Here is a 19357-nt window from a genome sequence, read left to right on the forward strand (position 1 = left end):
TTCGTCGGTGGAGAGGGTCCGGTCCGTGCGCTTCACTTGTAGCGGATGGTCGGGTTGATGAAGCCGTAGAGCATGTCCACCACCAGGTTGATGAGGATGAACTCCAGCGAGAAAAGCAGCACCAGCGTCTGGATGACGGGGTAGTCGCGCATGGTCACGGCGTCCACCAGCAGGCGGCCGAGGCCGGGCCAGTTGAAGACCGCCTCCACGACGATGGATCCGCCCAGCAGGAAGCCGAACTGCAGGCCCATCATGGTGACGACCGGGATGAGCGCGTTGCGCAGGCAGTGCTTGAGCACCACGGTGCGCTCGTTGAGGCCCTTGGCGCGCGCGGTGCGCACGAAGTCCTCCTGCACCACCTCGACGAAGGAGGCGCGCGTGAAGCGGGCCATCACGGCGGCCACCGCGGCACCCAGCGTGATGGAGGGCAGGATGTAGTGCTTCCAGCTGTCGGCGCCCACGGTGGGCAGCCAGCCGAGCTCCACCGAGAAGACCTGCATCAGCGTCATGCCGAGCGCGAACGCGGGAAAGGAAATGCCGGAGACCGCGAGCGTCATGCCGAGCCGGTCGGGCCAGCGGTTGCGGTACACGGCCGACAGGATGCCGATGCCCATGCCGATCACCACGGACCACGCCATGGCGGCGATGGTGAGCAGCAGCGTGGGCATGAAGCGCTCGCCGATCTCGGCGGCCACCGGGCGGCGGGTGCGGATGGACGTGCCGAAATCCCCTTGCACCATGCGCGAGAAGAAGTGCACGAACTGCTCGGGCAGGGGCCTGTCCAGGCCCAGTTCCTGGCGAACGACCTGCACGGTGGCCTCGTCGGCGTCCACGCCCGCGGCCAGGCGGGCGGGATCGCCCGGCAGCATGTGGACGAACAGGAACACCAGTACCGCCACGATCAGCAGCGCGGGAAGCAGCCCCAGCAGTCGTTTGAGGAAATAGTTCAGCATGATGCGGCGCCGCGGTGTGCAGCGAGGGGGAAAACGGGAGCGGAGCGGGAAACGGGAAAAAGGGCCCCCGCTGTCTGCGGGGGCCGTGCACCGGGCTTACTTCAGCGAGATTTCTTCGCTGTTGATGTTGCCGTCGGGCATCACGTACACGCCCGAGAGGCGCTTGGCGTGGGCGTAGAGCACTTCCTCGGTGACCAGCGGAATGCGCGGCAGGTCCTTGGCGAGCTGCTCCTGCGCGGTCTTGTAGAGCGCGGCACGCTCGGAGCTGTCGGTGCTCAACAGCGCCTTGGCGATGGCGTCATCCACCACCTGGTTGCTGTAGAAGGCGTAGTTCGCGAGCTTGGGCGCCCACGATTCGGTGGAGAACAGCGGACGCAGCGCCCAGTCGGCCTCGCCGGTGGAGGACGACCAGCCGATGTAGTACAGGCGCAGCTTGGAGGTCTTGGGATCGGGCCAGGCATCGACTGTTTCGGCGCGCTTGCCGGGCTCCAGCGCCTCCACCGACACCTTGATGCCCACCTGCTGCAGCTGCTGCTGCAGGAACTGGATCACCTTCTGGCTGGTGGTGTTGTTGTAGCCGCTCCACAGCACGGTCTCGAAACCGTTGGGGTAGCCGGCTTCCTTCAGCAGTTCCCTGGCCTTGGCCACGTTGTAGGGAATCGGCTGCATCTTCACGGCGTATTCCACGCCCTGGGGCACGAAGCCCTGGGCCGGGAAGGCGTAGCCGTTGAAGGCCACCTTGGACAGCGCCTCCTTGTTGATGGCGTAGCCGATGGCCTCGCGCACCTTCGGGTTGTCGAAGGGCTTCTGCAGCATGTTGAACGTCAGGAAGCGCTGGATGATGGAGGGCGCGGTCACCACTTCCACCTTGTCGCTCTTCTTCAGCGTGGCGATCTGCTCATAGGGCAGCGTGAAGGCGAAGTCGGCCTCGCCCGTCTGCAGCATGGCGGCGCGGGTGTTGTTCTCGGTGACGGGCTTCCAGGTCACCTGGTCCACCTTGGGATAGCCCTTCTTCCAGTAGTTGGCGAACTTCTTGCCCACGATGGCTTCGGTCTGCTTCCACTCGACGAACTCGAACGGGCCGGTGCCCACGGGGTGGAAGGCGATGTCCTTGCTGCCCCACTTGGCGAGCGCCGCGGGCGAGATCATCGCGGCCGAGGCATGGCCCAGCGCGTTGATGAAGGGGCCGAAGGGCTCCTTGAGCGTGATGCGCAGGGTCTGCGGATTCACGGCCTCGACCTTGGCCACCCGGTTGAACTGGTTGGCGCGCAGCAGGCGGTTGGCCGGGTCCATCACGCGGTCCAGGTTGGCCTTGGCCGCGGCGGCGTTGAAGTCGGTGCCGTCGTGGAACTTCACGCCCGAACGCAGCTTGAAGGTATAGACCAGGCCGTCCTTGGAAACCTCATAGCTCTCGGCCAGCACGTTCTTGAGCTTCATGTCCTTGTCGAACGCGAACAGGCCTTCGTAGAAGCTCTTGGTGACGGCCGTGGTGATGGTCGTGTTCGTGTTGTAGGGGTCCAGCGTCTCGGGCTGCTGGTAGATGGCCAGCACGGCATTGCCGGCGGCGAGCGCCGAGCCGGTGCCGGACAGGGCGGCCAGCGCCAGCAGGCTGGCGGCGACGCGGCGGGAAGCGGGGGTCTTCTTCATGGTGGACTCCGGTTGGGGAAGGAACGAAGGCAGGAAGGAAAGGCGGGATCAGTACAGGTTGGCGATGGCGTGGCGCGCCACGAAATGGCCCGGGCCCACCTCCACCAGCGGCTGCACCGCGGGCTCGTCGCCGATGGCGCGGATGGGGCTGGGAATGTCGCCGTCCAGCAGCGCGCGCTTGAGGTGGCGGCGCGCCGGATCGGCGATGGGCACGGCGGCCATGAGCTTCTTCGTGTAGGCGTGCTGCGGGTTCTCGAAGATCGCGCGGCGCGGGCCGATCTCCACGATCTGGCCGAGGAACATCACCGCCACGCGGTGGCTGATGCGCTCCACCACCGCCATGTCGTGCGAGATGAAGAGGAAAGCCACGCCCAGCTCGCGCTGCAGGTCCAGCATCAGGTTGACGATCTGCGCCTGGATGGAGACGTCGAGCGCCGAGACGGACTCGTCGGCCACCACCACCTTGGGGTTGAGCGCCAGGGCGCGCGCGATCGCGATGCGCTGGCGCTGGCCGCCGGAGAACTCGTGCGGGTAGCGCTGCGCATGCTCGCGCGGCAGGCCCACTTTTTCCATGAGCCAGTCCACCCGGGCCTGCGCCTCCTCGCGGGTGCCGATCCTGTGCACCAGCAGCGGCTCCATGATCGAGAAGCCCACGGTGAGGCGCGGGTCGAGCGAGGCGAACGGGTCCTGGAAGATGAACTGGATGTCGCGGCGCAGGGCCTGCACTTCGGACGTCGGCAGATCGAGGATATTACGGCCACCGAATTCGATGGCGCCGCTCTGGCTTTCCACCAGGCGCAGCAGCGAGCGGCCGGTGGTGGACTTGCCGCAGCCGGACTCGCCCACCAGCGCCAGCGTCTCGCCGGGATAGAGATCGAAGCTCACGCGCTCCACCGCATGCACGCGGCGCTTCACGCGGTTGAACAGGCCTGCGCGCAGGTCGAAGCGCGTCACCAGATCCTTCACGCGCAGGATGGGCTGTGCGCCTGCGGGACGGGTGTCGGCGGGTGTGGATTCCAGCACCGGCTGCGTATCCTGCGCGCCGTCGGCGCCGATCAGGTCGAAGTGGCGCGGCAGATCGGTGCCCTGCATGGCACCCAGCTTGGGCACGGCCGACAGCAGCGCGCGGGTGTAGGCATGCCGCGGTGCGGCGAAGACGCGTTCCGACGGGCCCTCCTCCACCTTGTCGCCGCGGTACATCACCAGCACGCGGTCGGCCACCTCGGCCACCACGCCCATGTCGTGGGTGATGAAGATCACGCCCATGTGCATCTCGTCCTGCAGTTGCCGGATGAGCTGCAGGATCTGCGCCTGGATGGTCACGTCCAGCGCCGTGGTGGGCTCGTCGGCGATCAGCAGCTGCGGCTTGCACGACAGCGCCATGGCGATCATCACGCGCTGGCGCATGCCGCCCGAGAGCTGGTGGGGGAAGCGGTCCAGCACGTTGCGCGCCTCGGGAATGCGCACCAGTTCCAGCATGCGCAGCGCCTCGGCGCGCGCGGCGGCGCGGTCCTTGCCCTGGTGCACGCGGATGGATTCTGCGATCTGGTCGCCCGCGGTGAACACCGGGTTGAGCGAGGTCATCGGCTCCTGGAAGATCATGGCCACGTCGGCGCCGCGCACGTCGCGCATCACGGCGTTGCTCGCACGGGCCACGTCCAGCACCTGGCCATTGCGGCGGCGCAGCGCCACCGAACCGCCGATGATCCTGCCGCCGCCGTGCTCCACGAGCCGCATGAGCGCCAGCGAGGTGACGGACTTGCCCGAACCCGATTCGCCCACGATGGCCAGGGTCTCGCCGCGGTCCACATGAAAGGAGAGGTTGCGCACGGCATCCACCGTGCGCTCGGAATTGGCGAAGCGGATGGTGAGGTCGTCCACGGCCAGCACGCGCTGCTCGGGCAGGGCGAGGGTCGTGGAGGCGGTCGAGGCGTTGGGTTTCATGGCGGGCGGAAAGAAAGGTCGGTCGTGGGGCGGAGGAACGGGGCGCTGCGCCCTCAGCGGTAGATGGAGGTCTCGGGCGCTTCGCCCACGCGGGCGGATCCGCGGTACATGCCCTCGGTATTGAACGGCAGGCGCACGTTGCCCAGGCGGTCCACGGCGATCAGGCCGCCGGTGCCGCCGATGGCGGCCAGGGCGCCGTGCACCACGGCATCGGCGGCCTGCGCGAGGTCCTGGCCGCCGTATGCCATGCGCGCGCAGACGTCGTGCGCGGCCGCCACGCGGATGAAGCTCTCGCCGTGCCCGGTGCAGGAGACGGCCGCCGTGCGGTCGTCGGCATAGGTGCCCGCGCCGATCAGCGGGCTGTCGCCCACGCGGCCGGGGCGCTTGTTGGTCATGCCGCCCGTGGAGGTGGCGGCGGCGAGGTGCCCGTGCGCGTCCAGCGCCACGGCACCCACCGTGCCCATCTTGCGGTCTTCGTCGAGCGCGCGGCCCGCCAGCGCCGCGGCGCCGTCGTGGTCCAGCACGGCGCCGCGCTGGCTGGCGCGCGCGGCCTCCAGCTGCGCGCGGCGCGCATCGGTCGAGAAATGCGACGGCTCCACCATCTCCAGGCCCGCGTCGCGTGCGATGCGCTCTGCGCCCTCGCCGGCCATGAGCACGTGCTGGCCGTGTCGCATCACCGCGCGGGCCGCCAGCACCGGGTTGCGCACGTGGGCCACGCCCGCCACCGCGCCGGCCGCCAGGTTCGCGCCGTCCATCACCGCCGCGTCCAGTTCGTGCGTGGCGTCGGCCGTGAACACCGCGCCATGGCCGGCGTTGAACAGCGGGCACTCCTCCAGCAGGCGCACGGCTTCGCAGACGGCATCCACCGCGCTGCCGCCCCGCGCCAGCACGGCCTGGCCCGCGCGCAGCACGTCCTGCAGCGCGGCATGGTAGGCCTGCTCCTGGGCGGGGCTGATGTGCGCGCGGTTCAGCGTGCCCGCGCCGCCATGGATGGCGATTACGGGCACGGGGCGGACGGCGGACGGGGATGCGGCGAAGGCGGTCATGCGGGCGGTCGGCGGAAGCGGCGAAAGGAAAGCGTGCGGACGGGAACGGAACGGAACGAAGCGGACGGTACGGGCGAAGCGGCTGGAGGCGGTGCGTTGGCGCAGGGCGGTCAGCGCCCCGCGCCCCGCGCCTCCGCCCGCCGCGGTCCGGACTCGGCCGATCGCGGCGCGAGCCGGCTGCGGGCGCTGTCGTGCAGCCACGGCAGGACTGCCTCCGTCATGCGGGCGGCCGTCTTCAGCGACTCCCGCGACTGGTGGGCGACCGCGCTGGTCAGCGCCTCGATGAGGGCCAGCGCCGACGATTCGGAGTTGGCCGCGTACTGGTTCTCGGTCTGGGCGAACAGGCAGCCGTGCGCGAACGGCACCAGCGGCGACTGCGGGCCGTCGGTGAGCGCCAGCACATGCACGCCGCGCTCGAAGGCGCCCTGCGCCAGCACCACGGTATCGGTAAGGTAGCGCGGGTAGCTGATGGCGACGAGCACATCGCCCTCGCCCATGCGCGGCAGCATGCGCGCGCCGTAGGACGAGCCGCCCACGCCGGCGAGCAGGTGCACGTTGTCGCAATGCGCGTCCAGCCCGCGCTGCAGCAGGCCGGCCAGCCAGCCGCTCGCGCCGAAGCCCGCCAGGTAGATGCGGCGCGCGCCCAGCAGCGCCTGCACCGCCGCCTCGCAGGCGGCCGGGTCCAGCGCCTCGCGCGTGGCGGCGATATTGCGCTGGCTCTCTTCCAGCGCGGCGGCGAAGACGTCGCGCACGGACGTGGGTTTTTCCAGCTTGATGCGCATCTTCTCGATGGGCGCCAGCATGGCCTCGAAGCCCTTCACCAGCTCGGCCCGCAGCATCGGATAGCCGTCCAGGCCCACGGCCCGCGCGAAGCGGTTCGCCGTGGCGATGGACACCCCCACCGCCGACGCCAGTTCATCGATCGGCATGGTGGCCGCCTGCAGCGGATGCGCCAGCACGTAGTCCGCCATCTGCTGGTGCGAGCGCGTCAGCGTGGGGCGCGCGCGGCCGATGCGGATCGCGATCGACACGGCCTCGCTGGCGGTCTCTGGAAGGTCGGACATGGGCAGGAAATGCGGTGCGGAAGCCGGAAATGCGTCCGGAAAGCGTTGAGAAAAAATTTACAACGACGTCATATTAAAGAAAAAAATCAATCATTCAAAGCGATTTCGCAAGCGCACCCGCATGGTGCGGCGCAGCATGAAAAAAGCCCCCATGCGGTGCATGGAGGCCCTGAAATGCGGCACGCCGCCGCAATGGGGAAAACCCTTAAATCACGCTGGCAGGCCGTTAATCCGCCTGGATGTTCGCAGCCTTGACCACCTGTGCCCAATTGGCCAGATCGGATTTCACGCGCGCGCCCAGTTGCTGCGGCCCCTGGTAATCCGCCGTGGCGCCCTGCTCCTGCGCCTTCTGCTGGAACGCGGGGCTCTGCACCACCGTGCGCACGTCGGCCACCAGTTTGTCCACCACCGCGGGGGGCGTGGCCGCGGGCGCAAACAACGCGAACCACGACGTGGCATCCACCTTCGGATAGCCGGCCTCCGCCGTGGTGGGCACGTTCGGCAGGCTGGGAAGCCGCTCCCTGCCCGTGACGGCCAGCACGCGCAGCTTGCCGGACTGGATGTGCGGCATGAACGGCGGGGCCGTGCCGAAGGTCAGGTCCACCTGCCCGCCCAGCAGGTCCTGCAGCGCCGGGCCGGTGCCCTTGTAGGGCACGTGCACCATCTTCACGCCGCCCTGCTGCTCCAGCATGGCGCCCGTCACGTGCTGCAGCGAGCCATTGCCCGATGAGGCGTAGTTGAGCTTGCCGGGGTTCGCCTTCGCATGGGCGATCAATTCGCCCAGCGTCTTCACGGGAAGCCCATCGCGCACCACGATGATCTGCGGCGCGGAGAGCACGTTCGCCACGGGCTGGAAGTCGCCCATCTCCCAGGTCTTCTGCGCCGTGAGCAGCGGCGAGATGACGTGGTAGCCCGAATACTGCATGAGCAGCGTGTAGCCGTCCGGCTCCGCGCGCTTCACGGCACCGGCCGCGATGTTGCCGTTGCCGCCGCCCTTGTTGTCCACCACCACCGACTGGCCCAGCACCGGCCCCAGCGCCTGCGCCAGCATGCGTGCCGACAGGTCGGTGGTGCCGCCGGCCGCGGTGGGCACGACGAGGGTGACCGGCCTGGAGGGGTAGTTGCCCTGCGCCGCCGCGGCCAGCGGCAGGGCCGCGCAGGCGGCCAGGGCAGCCAGCGCGAGCCGGCGAGGAAGGGAATGTCGCATGTCGATGTCTCCGGGGTTGTTATGTGTTTCGTTGCGTGGCGCCGCGCCCGTCAATCCACGGTGGCGCCGGTTTCCTTCACCACGCGCGCCCATTGCGGCAGCTCGGCCTGCACCAGCGCGCCGAGCTGCGCGGACGTGCCCTTGAACGGCTCGCAGCCCACGCCGGCGAGCTTGTCCACCACGTCCTTCTGCTCGAGCGCGCGGGCCACTTCGGCCTGCAGCCGCGCGACGATGGGCGCGGGCGTGCCGGCCGGCGCGAACAGCGCGTACCAGGGCGACTGGCCGAAGCCCGGCAGCGTCTGGCCGATCGTCGGCACGCCGGGCAGCGCGGCCACGGGGCGGCTGTTGACCACGCCCAGCACCTTGAGCTTGCCGGCCTTGATGAACGCGATGCAGGACGGCAGGCTCTGCACCGACAGCGGTACCTGCCCGCCCGCGACGTCCGTCGCGGCGGCGGCCGAGCCCTTGTAGGGCACGTGCTGCAGCCGGATGCCCGCCGCCTTCTGCAGCATCTCGCCGATCAGGTGGTTGAGCGTGCCGTTGCCCGCCGAGGCGATCGCGTATTCCCCGGGTTTGGCCTTGGCGAGCGCGATGAGGCCGGCGATGTCGTTCGCGGGGAACGACGGATGGGCGACCAGCACGTAGCCCGCCGTGGCCACGGGCGCGACGGGCTCGAAATCCTTCACCGGATCGAAGCCGGGATTGCGGTAGAGCGCCGGGCCGATCACGTGCGCGCTGTCGGCCGTGAGCAGGAGCGTGTAGCCGTCGTGCCTGGCGCGCGCCGTGGCCGCGGTGGCGAGCGTGCCGCCCGCGCCGGGGCGGTTGTCCACCACCACGCTCTGGCCCATCTGCTCGGACAGGCGCTGCGCGATCACCCGGGCGATCGCGTCGTTGGCGCCGCCGGCGGCCTGCGGCACGACCAGCGTGACGGGCCTGGAGGGATAGCGGTCCTCGGCCCGGACGAGCGCGGCGGGCGCGCAGAGCCCTGCGGCCAGGGCCTGCAGCGCGCGGCGGCGCGGCAGGCCGGCTCCGGGGATGGTCGGCGTGTGCATGGTGTGTCTCCTGTCGTGGTTATCGTGGTGGTCGTGGTTCTGCCCGGGCCGCGCCGCCGGCGTCAGCGCGCGAGCGCCCGCTCGCGGATGGCCGCGAAGTCCGCAGGCACCGGGTGCAGGTCCAGGCGCGCGCCCGCCTTGGCGATCTGGCCCGGGATGTCGTGCCCGATGAGCGCGGGCAGCCGCCGCGCGGCCGCGAGCAGCGCCGGCAGGTCCACGCCCGTGTCGTAGCCCATGAGCTCCAGCGCATGGACGACCTCCTCGCTGCAGACGTTGCCCGAGGCACCCGGCGCGTACGGGCAGCCGCCCAGCCCGCCCAGCGAGGCGTCGAACCGGTCCGCGCCCGCGTCGATCGCCGCCAGCACGTTGGCCAGGCCCATGCCGCGCGTGTTGTGGAAGTGCAGCGTGAAGGCCATTGCCGGCAAGCGGGCGCGCGCCGCGGCCACCAGCGCCGCCACCTGCGCGGGGTACGCCATGCCGGTGGTGTCGCACAGCGTGATGCCGCCCACGCCCAGGTCGGCGAAGCGCTGCACCCATCCGAACACCTCCGCCCCGGCGACGTCGCCCTCCATCGGGCAGCCGAACACGCACGAGAGCGACACGTTCACCGCCACGCCCGCGCCCTGCGCCGTGGCCACCACCTGCGCGAGGGCCGCGAAGGACTGCGCGCGCGTCATGCGCAGGTTGGCGAGGTTGTGCGTCTCGCTGGCGGACATCACCAGGTTCAGCTCGTCGGTGCGCGCCTCGATCGCGCGCTCCGCGCCGCGCACGTTCGGCACCAGCGCGGCATAGACGACGCCGGGGCGGCGCGCGATCTCGCGCATCACGATCTCCGCGTCGCGCAGCGCCGGGATCGCCGCGGGCGACACGAAGGCCGTCACCTCGATCTTGGCCAGGCCCGCGGCGGACAGCGCGTCCACCAGCGCGATCTTGTCTTCGGTGGGCACGAAGGCCTGCTCCATCTGCAGGCCGTCGCGCGTGCCCACTTCCTGCATGTGGATGCGGCGCCCGGCGCCGTGCCACACCGTGCCGCCGGCGTTCATTGCACCACCCCCTTTTCGCGCAGCAGCGCGATCTGGGCATCGCTCAGGCCGGCCTCGCGCAGCACCGCGTCCGTGTCGTCACCCAGCTGCGGGGCGCTGGAACGGATGGTGCCCGGCGTGGCCGAAAGCTTGGGCACGATGCCAGGCACCTCCACCGTGTAGCCGTCGCGCGTCGCCTGCGGCAGCAGCATGTCGCGGGCGCGGTAGTGCGGGTCTTCCGCGATGTCCCGCGCCGTATAGACCTTGCCGGCGGGCACGCGCGCGGCGGCGAGCACCTCCATCACCTCGGCCACGGTGCGCCGGGCCGTCCAGGCACCGATCGCGGCGTCGATCTCCTGCACGCGCGCCACGCGGCCGGCGTTGTTCGCGAGATCGGGCGCCGCGGCGAGGTCCGGCCGGCCGATGGCCTCCATCAGCCGCCGGAAGATGCTGTCGCCATTGCCCGCCACCAGCACCCAGCCGTCCGTGCAAGGGTAGGCGTTGGAAGGGGCGATGCCCGGCAGCGCGCTGCCCGCGGCGTCGCGCACCGCGCCGAAGGCGCTGTATTCGGGGATCAGGCTTTCCATCACGTTGAACACCGCCTCGTGCAGCGCCACGTCGATCACCTGCCCCTGCCCGCCGTTCACCTTGCGGTGGTAGAGGGCCGTGAGCACGCCGATGGCGCCGTGCAGCGCCGCCAGCGTGTCGCCGATCGACACCCCCACGCGCACCGGCACGCGACCCGGCTCGCCCGTCAGGTGCCGCAGGCCGCCCATGGCCTCGCCGATCACGCCGAAACCCGGCAGGTCGCGGTAGGGGCCCGTCTGGCCGTAGCCCGAGATGCGCAGGATCACCAGGCCGGGGTTGAGCGCGTGCAGCGCCTCGGGCGACATCCCCCAGTCCTCCAGCGTGCCGGGGCGGAAGTTCTCGATGAGCACGTCGGCCTCGGCGATGAGCCGGCGCGCGATGTCCTGCCCCTCAGGCTGGCGCAGGTCCAGCGCCACCGAGCGCTTGTTGCGCGACTGCACCTGCCACCAGACCGACGTGCCGTCCTTGAGCATGCGCCAGTTGCGCAGCGGATCGCCCGTGCCGGTGGCCTCGATCTTCACCACCTCGGCGCCGAATTCGCCCAGGGTCTTGCCGCAGAACGGCCCGGCGATGAGCTGGCCCATCTCGATCACCCGGACACCGGCCAGGGCCGCGGGGGTCGTCGGGGTGGCGGACGGGGCGGATGCCTGCGCGTCCCTGGATTCCGTGGGTGTCGTCTCCTGCATGGCGCGCATCATGCCCAGCACCGGCACGGCCGCAAAACGCCCAATCGAGAAGGTGCCATCGCAAAACGGCATGGCAGACTAGCGCCCATGAAACTCGATCCCGTGTCCCTGCGCCTCTTCGTGGCGGTGATGGAAGAGAACGCCATCGCCCGCGCCGCCGCGCGCGAGCACATCGCCGCCTCGGCCGCCAGCCGCCGGCTCGCGGAACTGGAGGACGCCCTGGGCGTGGACCTGTTCGCCCGCAGCAACCGCGGCAGCGAGCCCACGGCCGCCGCCTACGCGCTGCTGCACATGGCGCGCGGCGTGCTCAACGACCTGGACGGCATCGCCGCGCAGATGGGCGACTACCGCGCCGGCGTGCGCGGGCAGGTGCGCGTGGTGGCCAACATCTCCGCCATCACCCAGTTCCTGCCCGGGGACCTGCAGCGCTTCATGGCGGCCCACCCCCAGGTGCAGGTGCGGCTGGAGGAGCAGATCAGCAGCGCCATCGCCCGCTCCGTGGCGGAGAACGCGGCCGACATCGGCATCCTCAACCACGGCAACTACGGCGACCGCGTCACGCTGCTGCCCTACCGCGAGGACGAACTCGTGCTGGTGGCGCCCCGGGGCCATGCGCTGGCGCGGCGGCGCAGCGTGCGCCTGGCCGAGGCGCTGCATTGCGACTTCGTCGGCGTGCATCCCGGCAGTGCCATCAACAACCTGCTCACGCGCGCTGCCGCGGACGCCGGCCGGCCCCTGCGGCTGCGCATCCAGGTGACCAGCTACGACGCGCTCTGCCTGATGGTGTCCGCCGGGCTCGGCGTCGGCGTGCTGCCGCGCGGCAGCGCCCGGCTCTACCTGGGCACCCTGCCGCTGCGCACCGTGGCGCTGGCCGAGCCCTGGGCGCGGCGCCAGCTGTCGCTGTGCGTGCGGGCGGGCGACACGCTCTCCAGCGCGGCGCGCCTGCTCGTGGACCACCTGCGCGCGGCGCCGCCCGCGGAGGCCGCGCCATGACCACCGCCCCGCCCCTTTCCTGGGACGTCTTCTGCCGCGTCATCGACAACTTCGGCGACATCGGTGTCTGCTGGCGCCTCGCGGCCCAGCTCGGCGCGCTCGGCCACCGCGTGCGGCTGTGGACCGACGACGCCACCGCCCTCGCCTGGATGGCGCCGGGAGGCGCGCCGGACGTGCAGGTGCTGCCCTGGCCCGCCGCCGGGCCGGTGTCCGCCGGGCCGGGCGACGTGCTCGTCGAGGCCTTCGGCTGCGACATTCCCGAAGCCTTCCTCGCCCGCCTGCCCGCCGCCGGCGAGCCGCAGGCCGCACGGCGCCCCGTGTGGATCAACCTGGAATACCTTTCGGCCGAGGCGTACGTCGAGCGCAGCCACCGCCTGCCCTCTCCGCTCTTCTCCGGTCCCGGCGCCGGGCGCACCCGCTGGTTCTTCTACCCGGGCTTCACGCCGCGCACGGGCGGCCTGCTGCGCGAGCCGGACCTGGCCGCGCGCCAGGCGGCCTTCGACCGCACCGCCTGGCGTGCCCGCCATGGCGTGGCCCCGGACGCGCTGGCCGTCTCGCTGTTCTGCTATGAGCCCGCCGGCCTGCCCGCCCTGCTGCGCCGCCTCTGCGAAGAGCCGCGCGCCCACCTGCTGGCCACCCCGGGGCGCGCCACGGCCGCCGTGCGCGCCGCGCTGGCGGACGGCCCGGCGGCGGATGCCCCGCCGATGGTCACCTGCCTGCCGCATTGCCCTCAGCCCGGATTCGACGAGATGCTGTGGGCCTGCGACCTGAATGCCGTGCGCGGCGAGGATTCGCTGGTGCGCGCGCTCTGGGCCGGCCAGCCCTTCGTCTGGCACATCTACCCGCAGGACGACGGCGCGCACCACGCCAAGCTCGACGCCTTCCTCGACTGGCTGCGGGCGCCGGCCGCGCTGCGGCATTTCCACCACGCCTGGAACGGCATCGCGGAACCGGCCGCCCTGCCCGCCCTGACGGCCTCCCACCTTGCCGAGTGGCGCGAATGCGTGCAGGCGGCGCGCGGCCGGCTGTTCGCGCAGGACGACCTCGTGACGCAGTTGCTCGGCTTCGTCCAGGAAAAAAGCTAAAATCCGGGGTTTTGCGCCCAAAAGGGGCGGCACGCGTAGTTCCGCATGCCGGCCGGCGCATCCCCCCGCCGCGGAACCTGCCCGGCGCCCTTGCCGCACCGCCGCGCTCGCAGCCGGCCTTCGGCGGGCGCTCCGGTGCGTTGAGCGGCCCCAACCCAGGCAGACCTGCTATGAAAATCGCTCAAGAAATCCGCGCCGGCAACGTGATCATGCACGGCAAGGACCCGATGATCGTCCTCAAGACCGAATACGCACGCGGCGGCCGCGGCGCCGCCACCGTGCGCATGAAGCTCAAGGCCCTGCTGAACAACATGGGCACCGAAGTGGTGTTCAAGGCCGACGACAAGATCGACAACGTGATCCTGGACAAGAAGGAGTGCACCTACTCCTACTTCGCCGATCCGATGTACGTCTGCATGGACGCCGAGTACAACCAGTACGAAGTCGAAGCCGAGAACATGGGCGACGCGCTGAACTACCTGGAAGACGGCATGGCCGTCGAAGTGGTGTTCTACGACGGCAAGGCCATCTCGGTCGAACTGCCCACCAGCGTCGAGCGCGAAATCACCTGGACCGAGCCCGCCGTCAAGGGCGACACGTCCGGCAAGGTGCTCAAGCCCGCCAAGATCGCCACCGGCTTCGAAGTGGCCGTGCCCCTGTTCGTGAACCAGGGCGACAGGATCGAAATCGACACCCGCACGGGCGAATACCGCAAGCGCGTCTGAGCGCCGCTCCGCCTCCCGGCGGAGAGCGAACCGTCACGCGACGACAAGGGCACGGGCCGTCAGGCCGGTGCCCTTTTTGCTTGGGTGCCGGCCCGGCCCTGGCTGGACCGCACCGGGGCCGATGCGGCCGTCAGGAAGGCCGCGAAGCCAGGCCATATGGCACCTCGCATCCGCCTCGGCGAACTCACGTCCCGCCGCTCCGCCACACCGGTTTTTCGCAGCCCTCCCCGGCACTTCGCAGCCGGACACTCCGCGCCAGCCGCACGTCCTTAGATTCATCGGCATTGTCCAGCGCTCCTAGCGCACGGACAGGCACCAGGGAAAGCCATCGCAATCCCTGCCCCACATGCATCAAGGAAAACCATCACCATGGATCGGCGCATTTCGGGAGCCTCCGGCTCTTCCTATCACTCAGCGTATTACTCCCCCGGCCCCTTCCCGCGCTCTTCGGCTGGATCGTCATCGTCCTCCGCCGGCACAAGCCCTGAAGGCCTCTCGCCCAGGTCGTCGCCCGCGCGCGGAAGCTCCGCACCCCGGAGCGCCCAGGTTCGTCTTCCCACGCTGTCCACCCGGCAGTTGAAAACGGAACAACAGCGCCTTGTCCAGCGGGTATTGAGCCGGGGCGCGAATTTCCGGAGCACGGAGGAAGAGCGCGCCCAGTTCAAGGCAGCGTTCATCAAACAGCGCACAGGAGATTGCGTCAGCAGCCCCGAGGGCGACTGGGACACCAATGTCTGGGATCTGCAGTTTCTCAAAACCAGCGACCCGGAGCTCCGCCACATGAAGGATGAAGACATGATGGCACTGCGGGCGTGGACCATCACCCCGGATTACCAGATCGTGCAGGATGTACTGGAAGACGGCCATACGCCCAGCGTGGAAGGTCTGGCGTATGCGAAGTGCCTTCTTTCAGGCCTGCACTCGCTGCCCGACTCATACACCCACCGGGGCACCGTGTTCACGGGTGAAGACCAGTCGGACGCCTGGGTACAGGCCCGTCATTCGGAGGGACAGACGGTCACCAACCTTCGCTTTTTCGCGACCTCGAAAACCAAGGAGGCGGCGTGGCAGGGCAAGCGTGTGGAGTGGCAGACCGAGTCCTTGCGCGGAAAACACATCTCCCAGTTCTCGGTGATCCCTGAAGAGCAGGAAGTGCTGTTCCCGCCGGGAACGCGCTTCCACGTAGAGCAGATCGAGCGATCCTCCCGCCTGCCCCACATCACGATCCACCAAAGGGAAGTCTGATGCGACGCCCAGCCCGGATACCGCCGGCTCCGGGCTTGCGGACGGCGGGCCTTCAGCCGCGGCCGGCCGCGCGGCGGTACAGCCGCAGCGTGGCCAGCAGGCCGCAGACCGCGGCGGCCGTCATCCACCAGCCCGGAGCGGCCTTGTCGCCCGACCATTCGATCAGGCCCGTGGCGACGGCCGGCGTGAAGCCGCCGAACACCGCGGTCGCCAGGCTGTAGGCCAGCGAGAAGCCCACCGTGCGCACGTCCACCGGCATCACCTCGGTCAGCGCGACGACCATCGCGCCGTTGTAGCTCGCGTACAGGAAGGACAGCCACAGCTCCACCTCCAGCATGCGCGCGAAATCGGGAGCGGCCACCAGCCACTTCAGGGCCGGATAGGCGGTGAAGATGGTCAGCACGGTGAAGGCCACCAGCAGCGGCTTGCGGCCCACGCGGTCGGAGAGCGCGCCCATCACCGGCAGCCAGAAGAAGTTGGACAGCGCCACGCACAGCGTCACGACCAGCGCGTCCGTGGTGCTCAGGTGCAGCACGCTCTTGCCGAAGGTCGGCGTGTACACGGTGATGAGGTAGAACGACACGGTCGTCATCGACACCATCATCATCCCCGCGATCACCAAGCCCCAGTTGGAGACGATGGAGCGGAAGATCTCGCGCGTGGAAGGACGGTGCCTGCGCGCCTTGAACTCCTCGGTCTCCTGCAGCGAGCGGCGGATGATGAACAGCACCGGCACGATCAGGCAACCCACGAAGAACGGCACCCGCCAGTAGAAGTCCGCGATCTCCTGCGGCACGAAGGTCACGTTGAGCCAGTAGCCCAGCGCCGCCGCGACGATGATCGCCACCTGCTGGCTGGCCGACTGCCAGCTCACGTAGAAGCCCTTGCGGCCCGGTGTCGCTATCTCGGCAAGGTACACCGACACCCCGCCCAGCTCCACGCCGGCCGAGAAGCCCTGCAGCAGGCGCCCGATCAGCACCAGCAGCGGCGCCGCCAGGCCGATGGTGGCGTGGCCGGGCACGCAGGCGATCAGCAGCGTGCCCAGCGCCATCAGCGCCAGCGTCACGATCAGCCCCTTGCGGCGGCCGACGCGGTCCACGTACGCCCCGAGGAACACCGCCCCCAGCGGCCGCATGAGGAAGCCCGCGCCGAAGGTCATGAACGTCAGCATGAGCGAGGCGAACTCGTTGCCTGCGGGGAAGAACGCCTTGGAGATCTGCGTGGCGTAGAAGCCGAACAGGAAAAAATCGAACATCTCCATGAAATTGCCGCCCGTCACGCGCAGGACGGTGCCCACCTTGGACTGCGCGGGCGCGGACGGGGCGGCTTCGCTGCCGGAAGCCGCGATGAAGGATTGGTGTGAAGGAGTCATGGATGGCAGGAGCGCGGCGACGACAGGCACGCGCGTCCAGGAGTGGAAACAGTGGAATTAGAGCTCAGCCGTTCGCGAAATCCTTCCGTGGAATTGCGTATGCGGCCGGCGCGTCAGCCTGCCACCACCGCTCCCACCAGCCAGACGTTCGCGACCGATATCACCCCGAACAGCGTCCCATGCCAGCACCCGCACCGCGCGCCCGTTCACGAAGCCGCCCATCACTCCGCGGTCGCTCGTGAACCGGATCAGCGGCCACGCCAGCAGACGCCGTGGAACCGGCTCTGCCGGGCCACAGGGCGTCGTCCCCTTTGGGGCTGAAGGCCGCGGCTCCGGGCCTGCCTGCGCAGGCCTGGACGTGCCTGAAGAGCTGCCGACTCCGGCGGCTGCGCGGAGGCGCCGAAGGCGACCCAGGGGGGGATTCAGATCGGTCTTGCGACCAGGTCGTGCCCCTGCACGCCCACGATCTGCGCGCGCGTGAATTCGCCCACCTTCAGCTGCTTGCTGATCTTCTCGGGCGGCAGCAGGTGCACCACGCCGTCGATTTCCGGCGCATCGGCATAGCTGCGGCCCCGGCCGCCCTTGCGGCCCAGCGCCGGGGCATGGTCCACCAGCACCTGCATGGTCGCGCCCACGCGGCGGCGCAGGCGTTCGATGGAAACCTCTTCGGCCACGGCCATGAAGCGCGCGCGGCGCTCCTCGCGCACTTCCATCGGCAGCATGCCGGGAAGCTCGTTCGCGACGGCGCCGTCCACGTCGCTGTAGGCGAAGCAGCCCGCGCGGTCGATCTGCGCTTCGCGCAGGAAGTCCAGCAGGTGCTGGAATTCTTCTTCCGTCTCGCCGGGGAAGCCCGCGATGAAGGTGCTGCGGATCACCAGCTCCGGGCAGGCCTCGCGCCAGCGCTGGATGCGCTCCAGGTTGCGCTCGCCGCTCGCAGGCCGCTTCATGCGCCGGAGCACGTCGGGGTGGCTGTGCTGGAACGGCACGTCCAGGTAGGGCAGGATCTTGCCCGTGGCCATGAACGGGATCACCTCGTCCACGCTGGGGTACGGATACACGTAATGCAGGCGCACCCAGGCGCCGTAGGGCTCGGCGATCTCGCCCAGCGTCTGCACCAGCTCCAGCATGCGCGTCTTGACCGGCTTGCCGTCCCAGAAGCCGGTGCGGTACTTCACGTCCACGCCGTAGGCGGACGTGTCCTGGCTGATCACCAGCAGTTCCTTCACGCCACCCTCGAAGAGCGCCTTCGCCTCGCTCAGCACATCGCCCACGGGGCGCGAGACCAGGTCGCCGCGCATCGAGGGGATGATGCAGAAGGTGCAGCGGTGGTTGCAGCCCTCGCTGATCTTCAGGTACGCATAGTGCCTGGGCGTGAGCTTCACGCCCGCCACGCCGAAGCCGCCGGGCACGAGGTCGATGAACGGATCGTGCGGCTTGGGCAGGTTCTGGTGGACGGCGTCCATCACCTCCTGCGTGGCATGCGGGCCGGTCACGGCCAGCACGCTAGGGTGCATTTCGCGCACCAGGTTGCCGCCGCCCTCGCCCGCGCGCGCGCCCAGGCAGCCGGTGACGATCACCTTGCCGTTCTCGGCCAGCGCCTCGCCGATGGTGTCGAGGCTTTCCTTCACGGCATCGTCGATGAAGCCGCAGGTGTTGACGATGACGAGGTCGGCGCCCTCGAAGGTCTTGGAAGTCTGGTAACCCTCGGCGCTCAGCTGCGTGAGGATGAGTTCGGAATCCGTGAGGGCCTTCGGGCAGCCGAGGCTCACGAACCCGACCTTGGGTGTTTTCGTGGGGGAGAGAACGTCGCTCATCCCCGTATTGTCCCAGTTCCGGCCGCGCGGCGCCTGCCTTTCGCGCCGGGCCGATTCCGGTACAGGCGCGGGGGGGCGGAGAACGGACTACCGCTGCCGGGCGGAGGGAACCGTTGCCGGCGCCCGCAGCCTGCTCCCTTCAGCGCTTGATGCCGAAGGCGTTCAGCATCTGCTCCGTCTGCTTCTGCATCTGCTCCTGCATCTGCGTGAACATGGCCTGCGACTGGTCGCGGTACTGCCCCATCACGCCCTGGTAGAGCGGCGACTGCGGGTTCATGAACTGGGTCCACATCTCGGGCGTGAAGCCCTGCGACTGCTCGGCCACGCGCGCCTGGAAGTCCGAGAACATCTGCACGTTCTTCTCCAGGTAGGCGCCCATGAAGCCCTGCATCGCGTGGCCGTAGAAGCGGATGATGTTGGCCAGCACGGCCTCGGTGAACATGGGCGCGCCGCCGGCCTCTTCTTCCAGGATGATCTGCAGGAGGATGCTGCGCGTGAGGTCCTCGCCGGTCTTGGCGTCGCGCACGGCCACTTCCTCGCCGTCGATGACGAGCTGCTTGACTTCCGCCAGCGTGATGTAGGTGGAGGTGGAGGTGTCGTAGAGCCGGCGGTTCGGATACTTCTTGATGACCCGCTGCGGGGCGCGGGGCGATGGGGATTCGGACGGGGAATCGGGCACGGCGGGCTCCTTGCACACCCGGGGCCGGAAATGGCCCCAGAACTTTTCGTTATGGCTGTCCGCCCGATTCTAGGGAGGGGGACGCGGCGGGGCCGCGAAGGAATACCCTGACGCGGCGGCGGGGTCACACCCGGGGCATTCCGCTGTGCGGCATATTCCGTACCCATGCCTTAAGATGCAGCATACGTCCTTCCACCGGCTCTCATTGCGGAGGCCTCTTGCTCCCACCCCTGTG

General features: G+C 69.6%; 16 protein-coding genes. 4 read left to right on the plus strand and 12 right to left on the minus strand.

Annotated features, from left to right (window positions below; all coding sequences use genetic code 11):
* Positions 1–32 precede the first annotated feature (32 nt).
* The 9 genes from gsiC to BLR99_RS04725 form a co-directional block, all read right to left on the minus strand.
* On the minus strand, positions 33–953 hold the full coding sequence (gene gsiC, locus BLR99_RS04685) for a glutathione ABC transporter permease GsiC (RefSeq protein ID WP_011794794.1): 921 nt from the start codon (positions 951–953) through the stop codon (positions 33–35).
* Between the two features lie 96 nt (positions 954–1049).
* Positions 1050–2600 carry a glutathione ABC transporter substrate-binding protein GsiB gene (gene gsiB, locus BLR99_RS04690; protein WP_011794793.1) on the minus strand — a complete coding sequence of 517 codons (1551 nt, stop codon included), beginning with the start codon at positions 2598–2600 and terminating at the stop codon, positions 1050–1052.
* A gap of 48 nt (positions 2601–2648) precedes the next feature.
* On the minus strand, positions 2649–4544 hold the full coding sequence (locus BLR99_RS04695) for a dipeptide ABC transporter ATP-binding protein (protein ID WP_017438580.1): 1896 nt from the start codon (positions 4542–4544) through the stop codon (positions 2649–2651).
* 53 nt (positions 4545–4597) lie between these two features.
* On the minus strand, positions 4598–5590 hold the full coding sequence (locus BLR99_RS04700; protein WP_011794791.1) for an isoaspartyl peptidase/L-asparaginase family protein: 993 nt from the start codon (positions 5588–5590) through the stop codon (positions 4598–4600).
* A gap of 110 nt (positions 5591–5700) precedes the next feature.
* Positions 5701–6654 (minus strand): MurR/RpiR family transcriptional regulator, encoded by a 954-nt coding sequence (locus BLR99_RS04705; protein WP_011794790.1) that lies wholly within the window; start codon positions 6652–6654, stop codon positions 5701–5703.
* Positions 6655–6880: 226 nt separating this feature from the next.
* Positions 6881–7861, minus strand: coding sequence for a Bug family tripartite tricarboxylate transporter substrate binding protein (locus tag BLR99_RS04710; protein WP_011794789.1), 981 nt, complete (start codon positions 7859–7861; stop codon positions 6881–6883).
* Between the two features lie 50 nt (positions 7862–7911).
* Positions 7912–8913 (minus strand): Bug family tripartite tricarboxylate transporter substrate binding protein, encoded by a 1002-nt coding sequence (locus BLR99_RS04715; RefSeq protein ID WP_011794788.1) that lies wholly within the window; start codon positions 8911–8913, stop codon positions 7912–7914.
* A 62-nt stretch (positions 8914–8975) separates the two neighbouring features.
* Positions 8976–9956 carry a hydroxymethylglutaryl-CoA lyase gene (locus BLR99_RS04720; protein WP_074686901.1) on the minus strand — a complete coding sequence of 327 codons (981 nt, stop codon included), beginning with the start codon at positions 9954–9956 and terminating at the stop codon, positions 8976–8978.
* A complete protein-coding gene (locus BLR99_RS04725) occupies positions 9953–11209 on the minus strand; it encodes a CaiB/BaiF CoA transferase family protein (RefSeq protein ID WP_011794786.1) in 1257 nt (418 codons plus the stop codon). Before BLR99_RS04725 ends, BLR99_RS04720 begins: the two co-directional genes overlap by 4 nt.
* An 87-nt stretch (positions 11210–11296) precedes the next feature.
* Between BLR99_RS04725 and BLR99_RS04730 the strand changes: the two genes are divergently transcribed.
* From BLR99_RS04730 to xopAI, 4 genes are all read left to right on the plus strand, one after another.
* A complete protein-coding gene (locus BLR99_RS04730) occupies positions 11297–12202 on the plus strand; it encodes a LysR family transcriptional regulator (protein ID WP_011794785.1) in 906 nt (301 codons plus the stop codon).
* Positions 12199–13287, plus strand: coding sequence for an elongation factor P maturation arginine rhamnosyltransferase EarP (gene earP, locus BLR99_RS04735; protein WP_011794784.1), 1089 nt, complete (start codon positions 12199–12201; stop codon positions 13285–13287). The genes BLR99_RS04730 and earP overlap by 4 nt, the downstream gene beginning before the upstream one ends.
* Positions 13288–13457: 170 nt before the next feature.
* The gene (gene efp / locus BLR99_RS04740; protein ID WP_011794783.1) at positions 13458–14012 is read left to right on the plus strand and encodes an elongation factor P; all 555 of its coding nucleotides are present in this window, start codon (positions 13458–13460) and stop codon (positions 14010–14012) included.
* 369 nt (positions 14013–14381) lie between these two features.
* On the plus strand, positions 14382–15257 hold the full coding sequence (gene xopAI / locus BLR99_RS22425) for a type III secretion system effector XopAI (RefSeq protein WP_011794782.1): 876 nt from the start codon (positions 14382–14384) through the stop codon (positions 15255–15257).
* Between the two features lie 52 nt (positions 15258–15309).
* Here xopAI and BLR99_RS04750 read toward each other — a convergent pair whose 3' ends face one another.
* From BLR99_RS04750 to phaR, 3 genes are all read right to left on the minus strand, one after another.
* Positions 15310–16629 carry an MFS transporter gene (locus BLR99_RS04750; protein ID WP_011794781.1) on the minus strand — a complete coding sequence of 440 codons (1320 nt, stop codon included), beginning with the start codon at positions 16627–16629 and terminating at the stop codon, positions 15310–15312.
* A gap of 422 nt (positions 16630–17051) precedes the next feature.
* Positions 17052–18443: a 30S ribosomal protein S12 methylthiotransferase RimO gene (gene rimO / locus BLR99_RS04755; protein WP_017438685.1), complete on the minus strand. Its 1392-nt coding sequence runs from the start codon at positions 18441–18443 to the stop codon at positions 17052–17054.
* 139 nt (positions 18444–18582) lie between these two features.
* Entirely contained in the window at positions 18583–19122 is a 540-nt protein-coding gene (gene phaR / locus BLR99_RS04760) for a polyhydroxyalkanoate synthesis repressor PhaR (RefSeq protein WP_011794732.1), read from the minus strand.
* Positions 19123–19357 lie beyond the last annotated feature (235 nt).

Source organism: Paracidovorax citrulli, assembly GCF_900100305.1.
In the GTDB taxonomy this organism is placed as follows: Bacteria; Pseudomonadota; Gammaproteobacteria; order Burkholderiales; family Burkholderiaceae_C; genus Paracidovorax; species Paracidovorax citrulli.

Coding starts and splice junctions, on each gene's coding strand:
- BLR99_RS04720 (WP_074686901.1), bottom strand. CDS start 9,956: ATGAACGCCGGCGGCACGGTGTGGCACGGCGCCGGGCGCCGCATCCAC.
- BLR99_RS04730 (WP_011794785.1), top strand. CDS start 11,297: ATGAAACTCGATCCCGTGTCCCTGCGCCTCTTCGTGGCGGTGATGGAA.
- BLR99_RS04750 (WP_011794781.1), bottom strand. CDS start 16,629: ATGACTCCTTCACACCAATCCTTCATCGCGGCTTCCGGCAGCGAAGCC.
- gsiB (WP_011794793.1), bottom strand. CDS start 2,600: ATGAAGAAGACCCCCGCTTCCCGCCGCGTCGCCGCCAGCCTGCTGGCG.
- BLR99_RS04695 (WP_017438580.1), bottom strand. CDS start 4,544: ATGAAACCCAACGCCTCGACCGCCTCCACGACCCTCGCCCTGCCCGAG.
- gsiC (WP_011794794.1), bottom strand. CDS start 953: ATGCTGAACTATTTCCTCAAACGACTGCTGGGGCTGCTTCCCGCGCTG.
- BLR99_RS04710 (WP_011794789.1), bottom strand. CDS start 7,861: ATGCGACATTCCCTTCCTCGCCGGCTCGCGCTGGCTGCCCTGGCCGCC.
- earP (WP_011794784.1), top strand. CDS start 12,199: ATGACCACCGCCCCGCCCCTTTCCTGGGACGTCTTCTGCCGCGTCATC.
- BLR99_RS04700 (WP_011794791.1), bottom strand. CDS start 5,590: ATGACCGCCTTCGCCGCATCCCCGTCCGCCGTCCGCCCCGTGCCCGTA.
- BLR99_RS04725 (WP_011794786.1), bottom strand. CDS start 11,209: ATGCAGGAGACGACACCCACGGAATCCAGGGACGCGCAGGCATCCGCC.
- xopAI (WP_011794782.1), top strand. CDS start 14,382: ATGGATCGGCGCATTTCGGGAGCCTCCGGCTCTTCCTATCACTCAGCG.
- rimO (WP_017438685.1), bottom strand. CDS start 18,443: ATGAGCGACGTTCTCTCCCCCACGAAAACACCCAAGGTCGGGTTCGTG.
- efp (WP_011794783.1), top strand. CDS start 13,458: ATGAAAATCGCTCAAGAAATCCGCGCCGGCAACGTGATCATGCACGGC.
- BLR99_RS04705 (WP_011794790.1), bottom strand. CDS start 6,654: ATGTCCGACCTTCCAGAGACCGCCAGCGAGGCCGTGTCGATCGCGATC.
- BLR99_RS04715 (WP_011794788.1), bottom strand. CDS start 8,913: ATGCACACGCCGACCATCCCCGGAGCCGGCCTGCCGCGCCGCCGCGCG.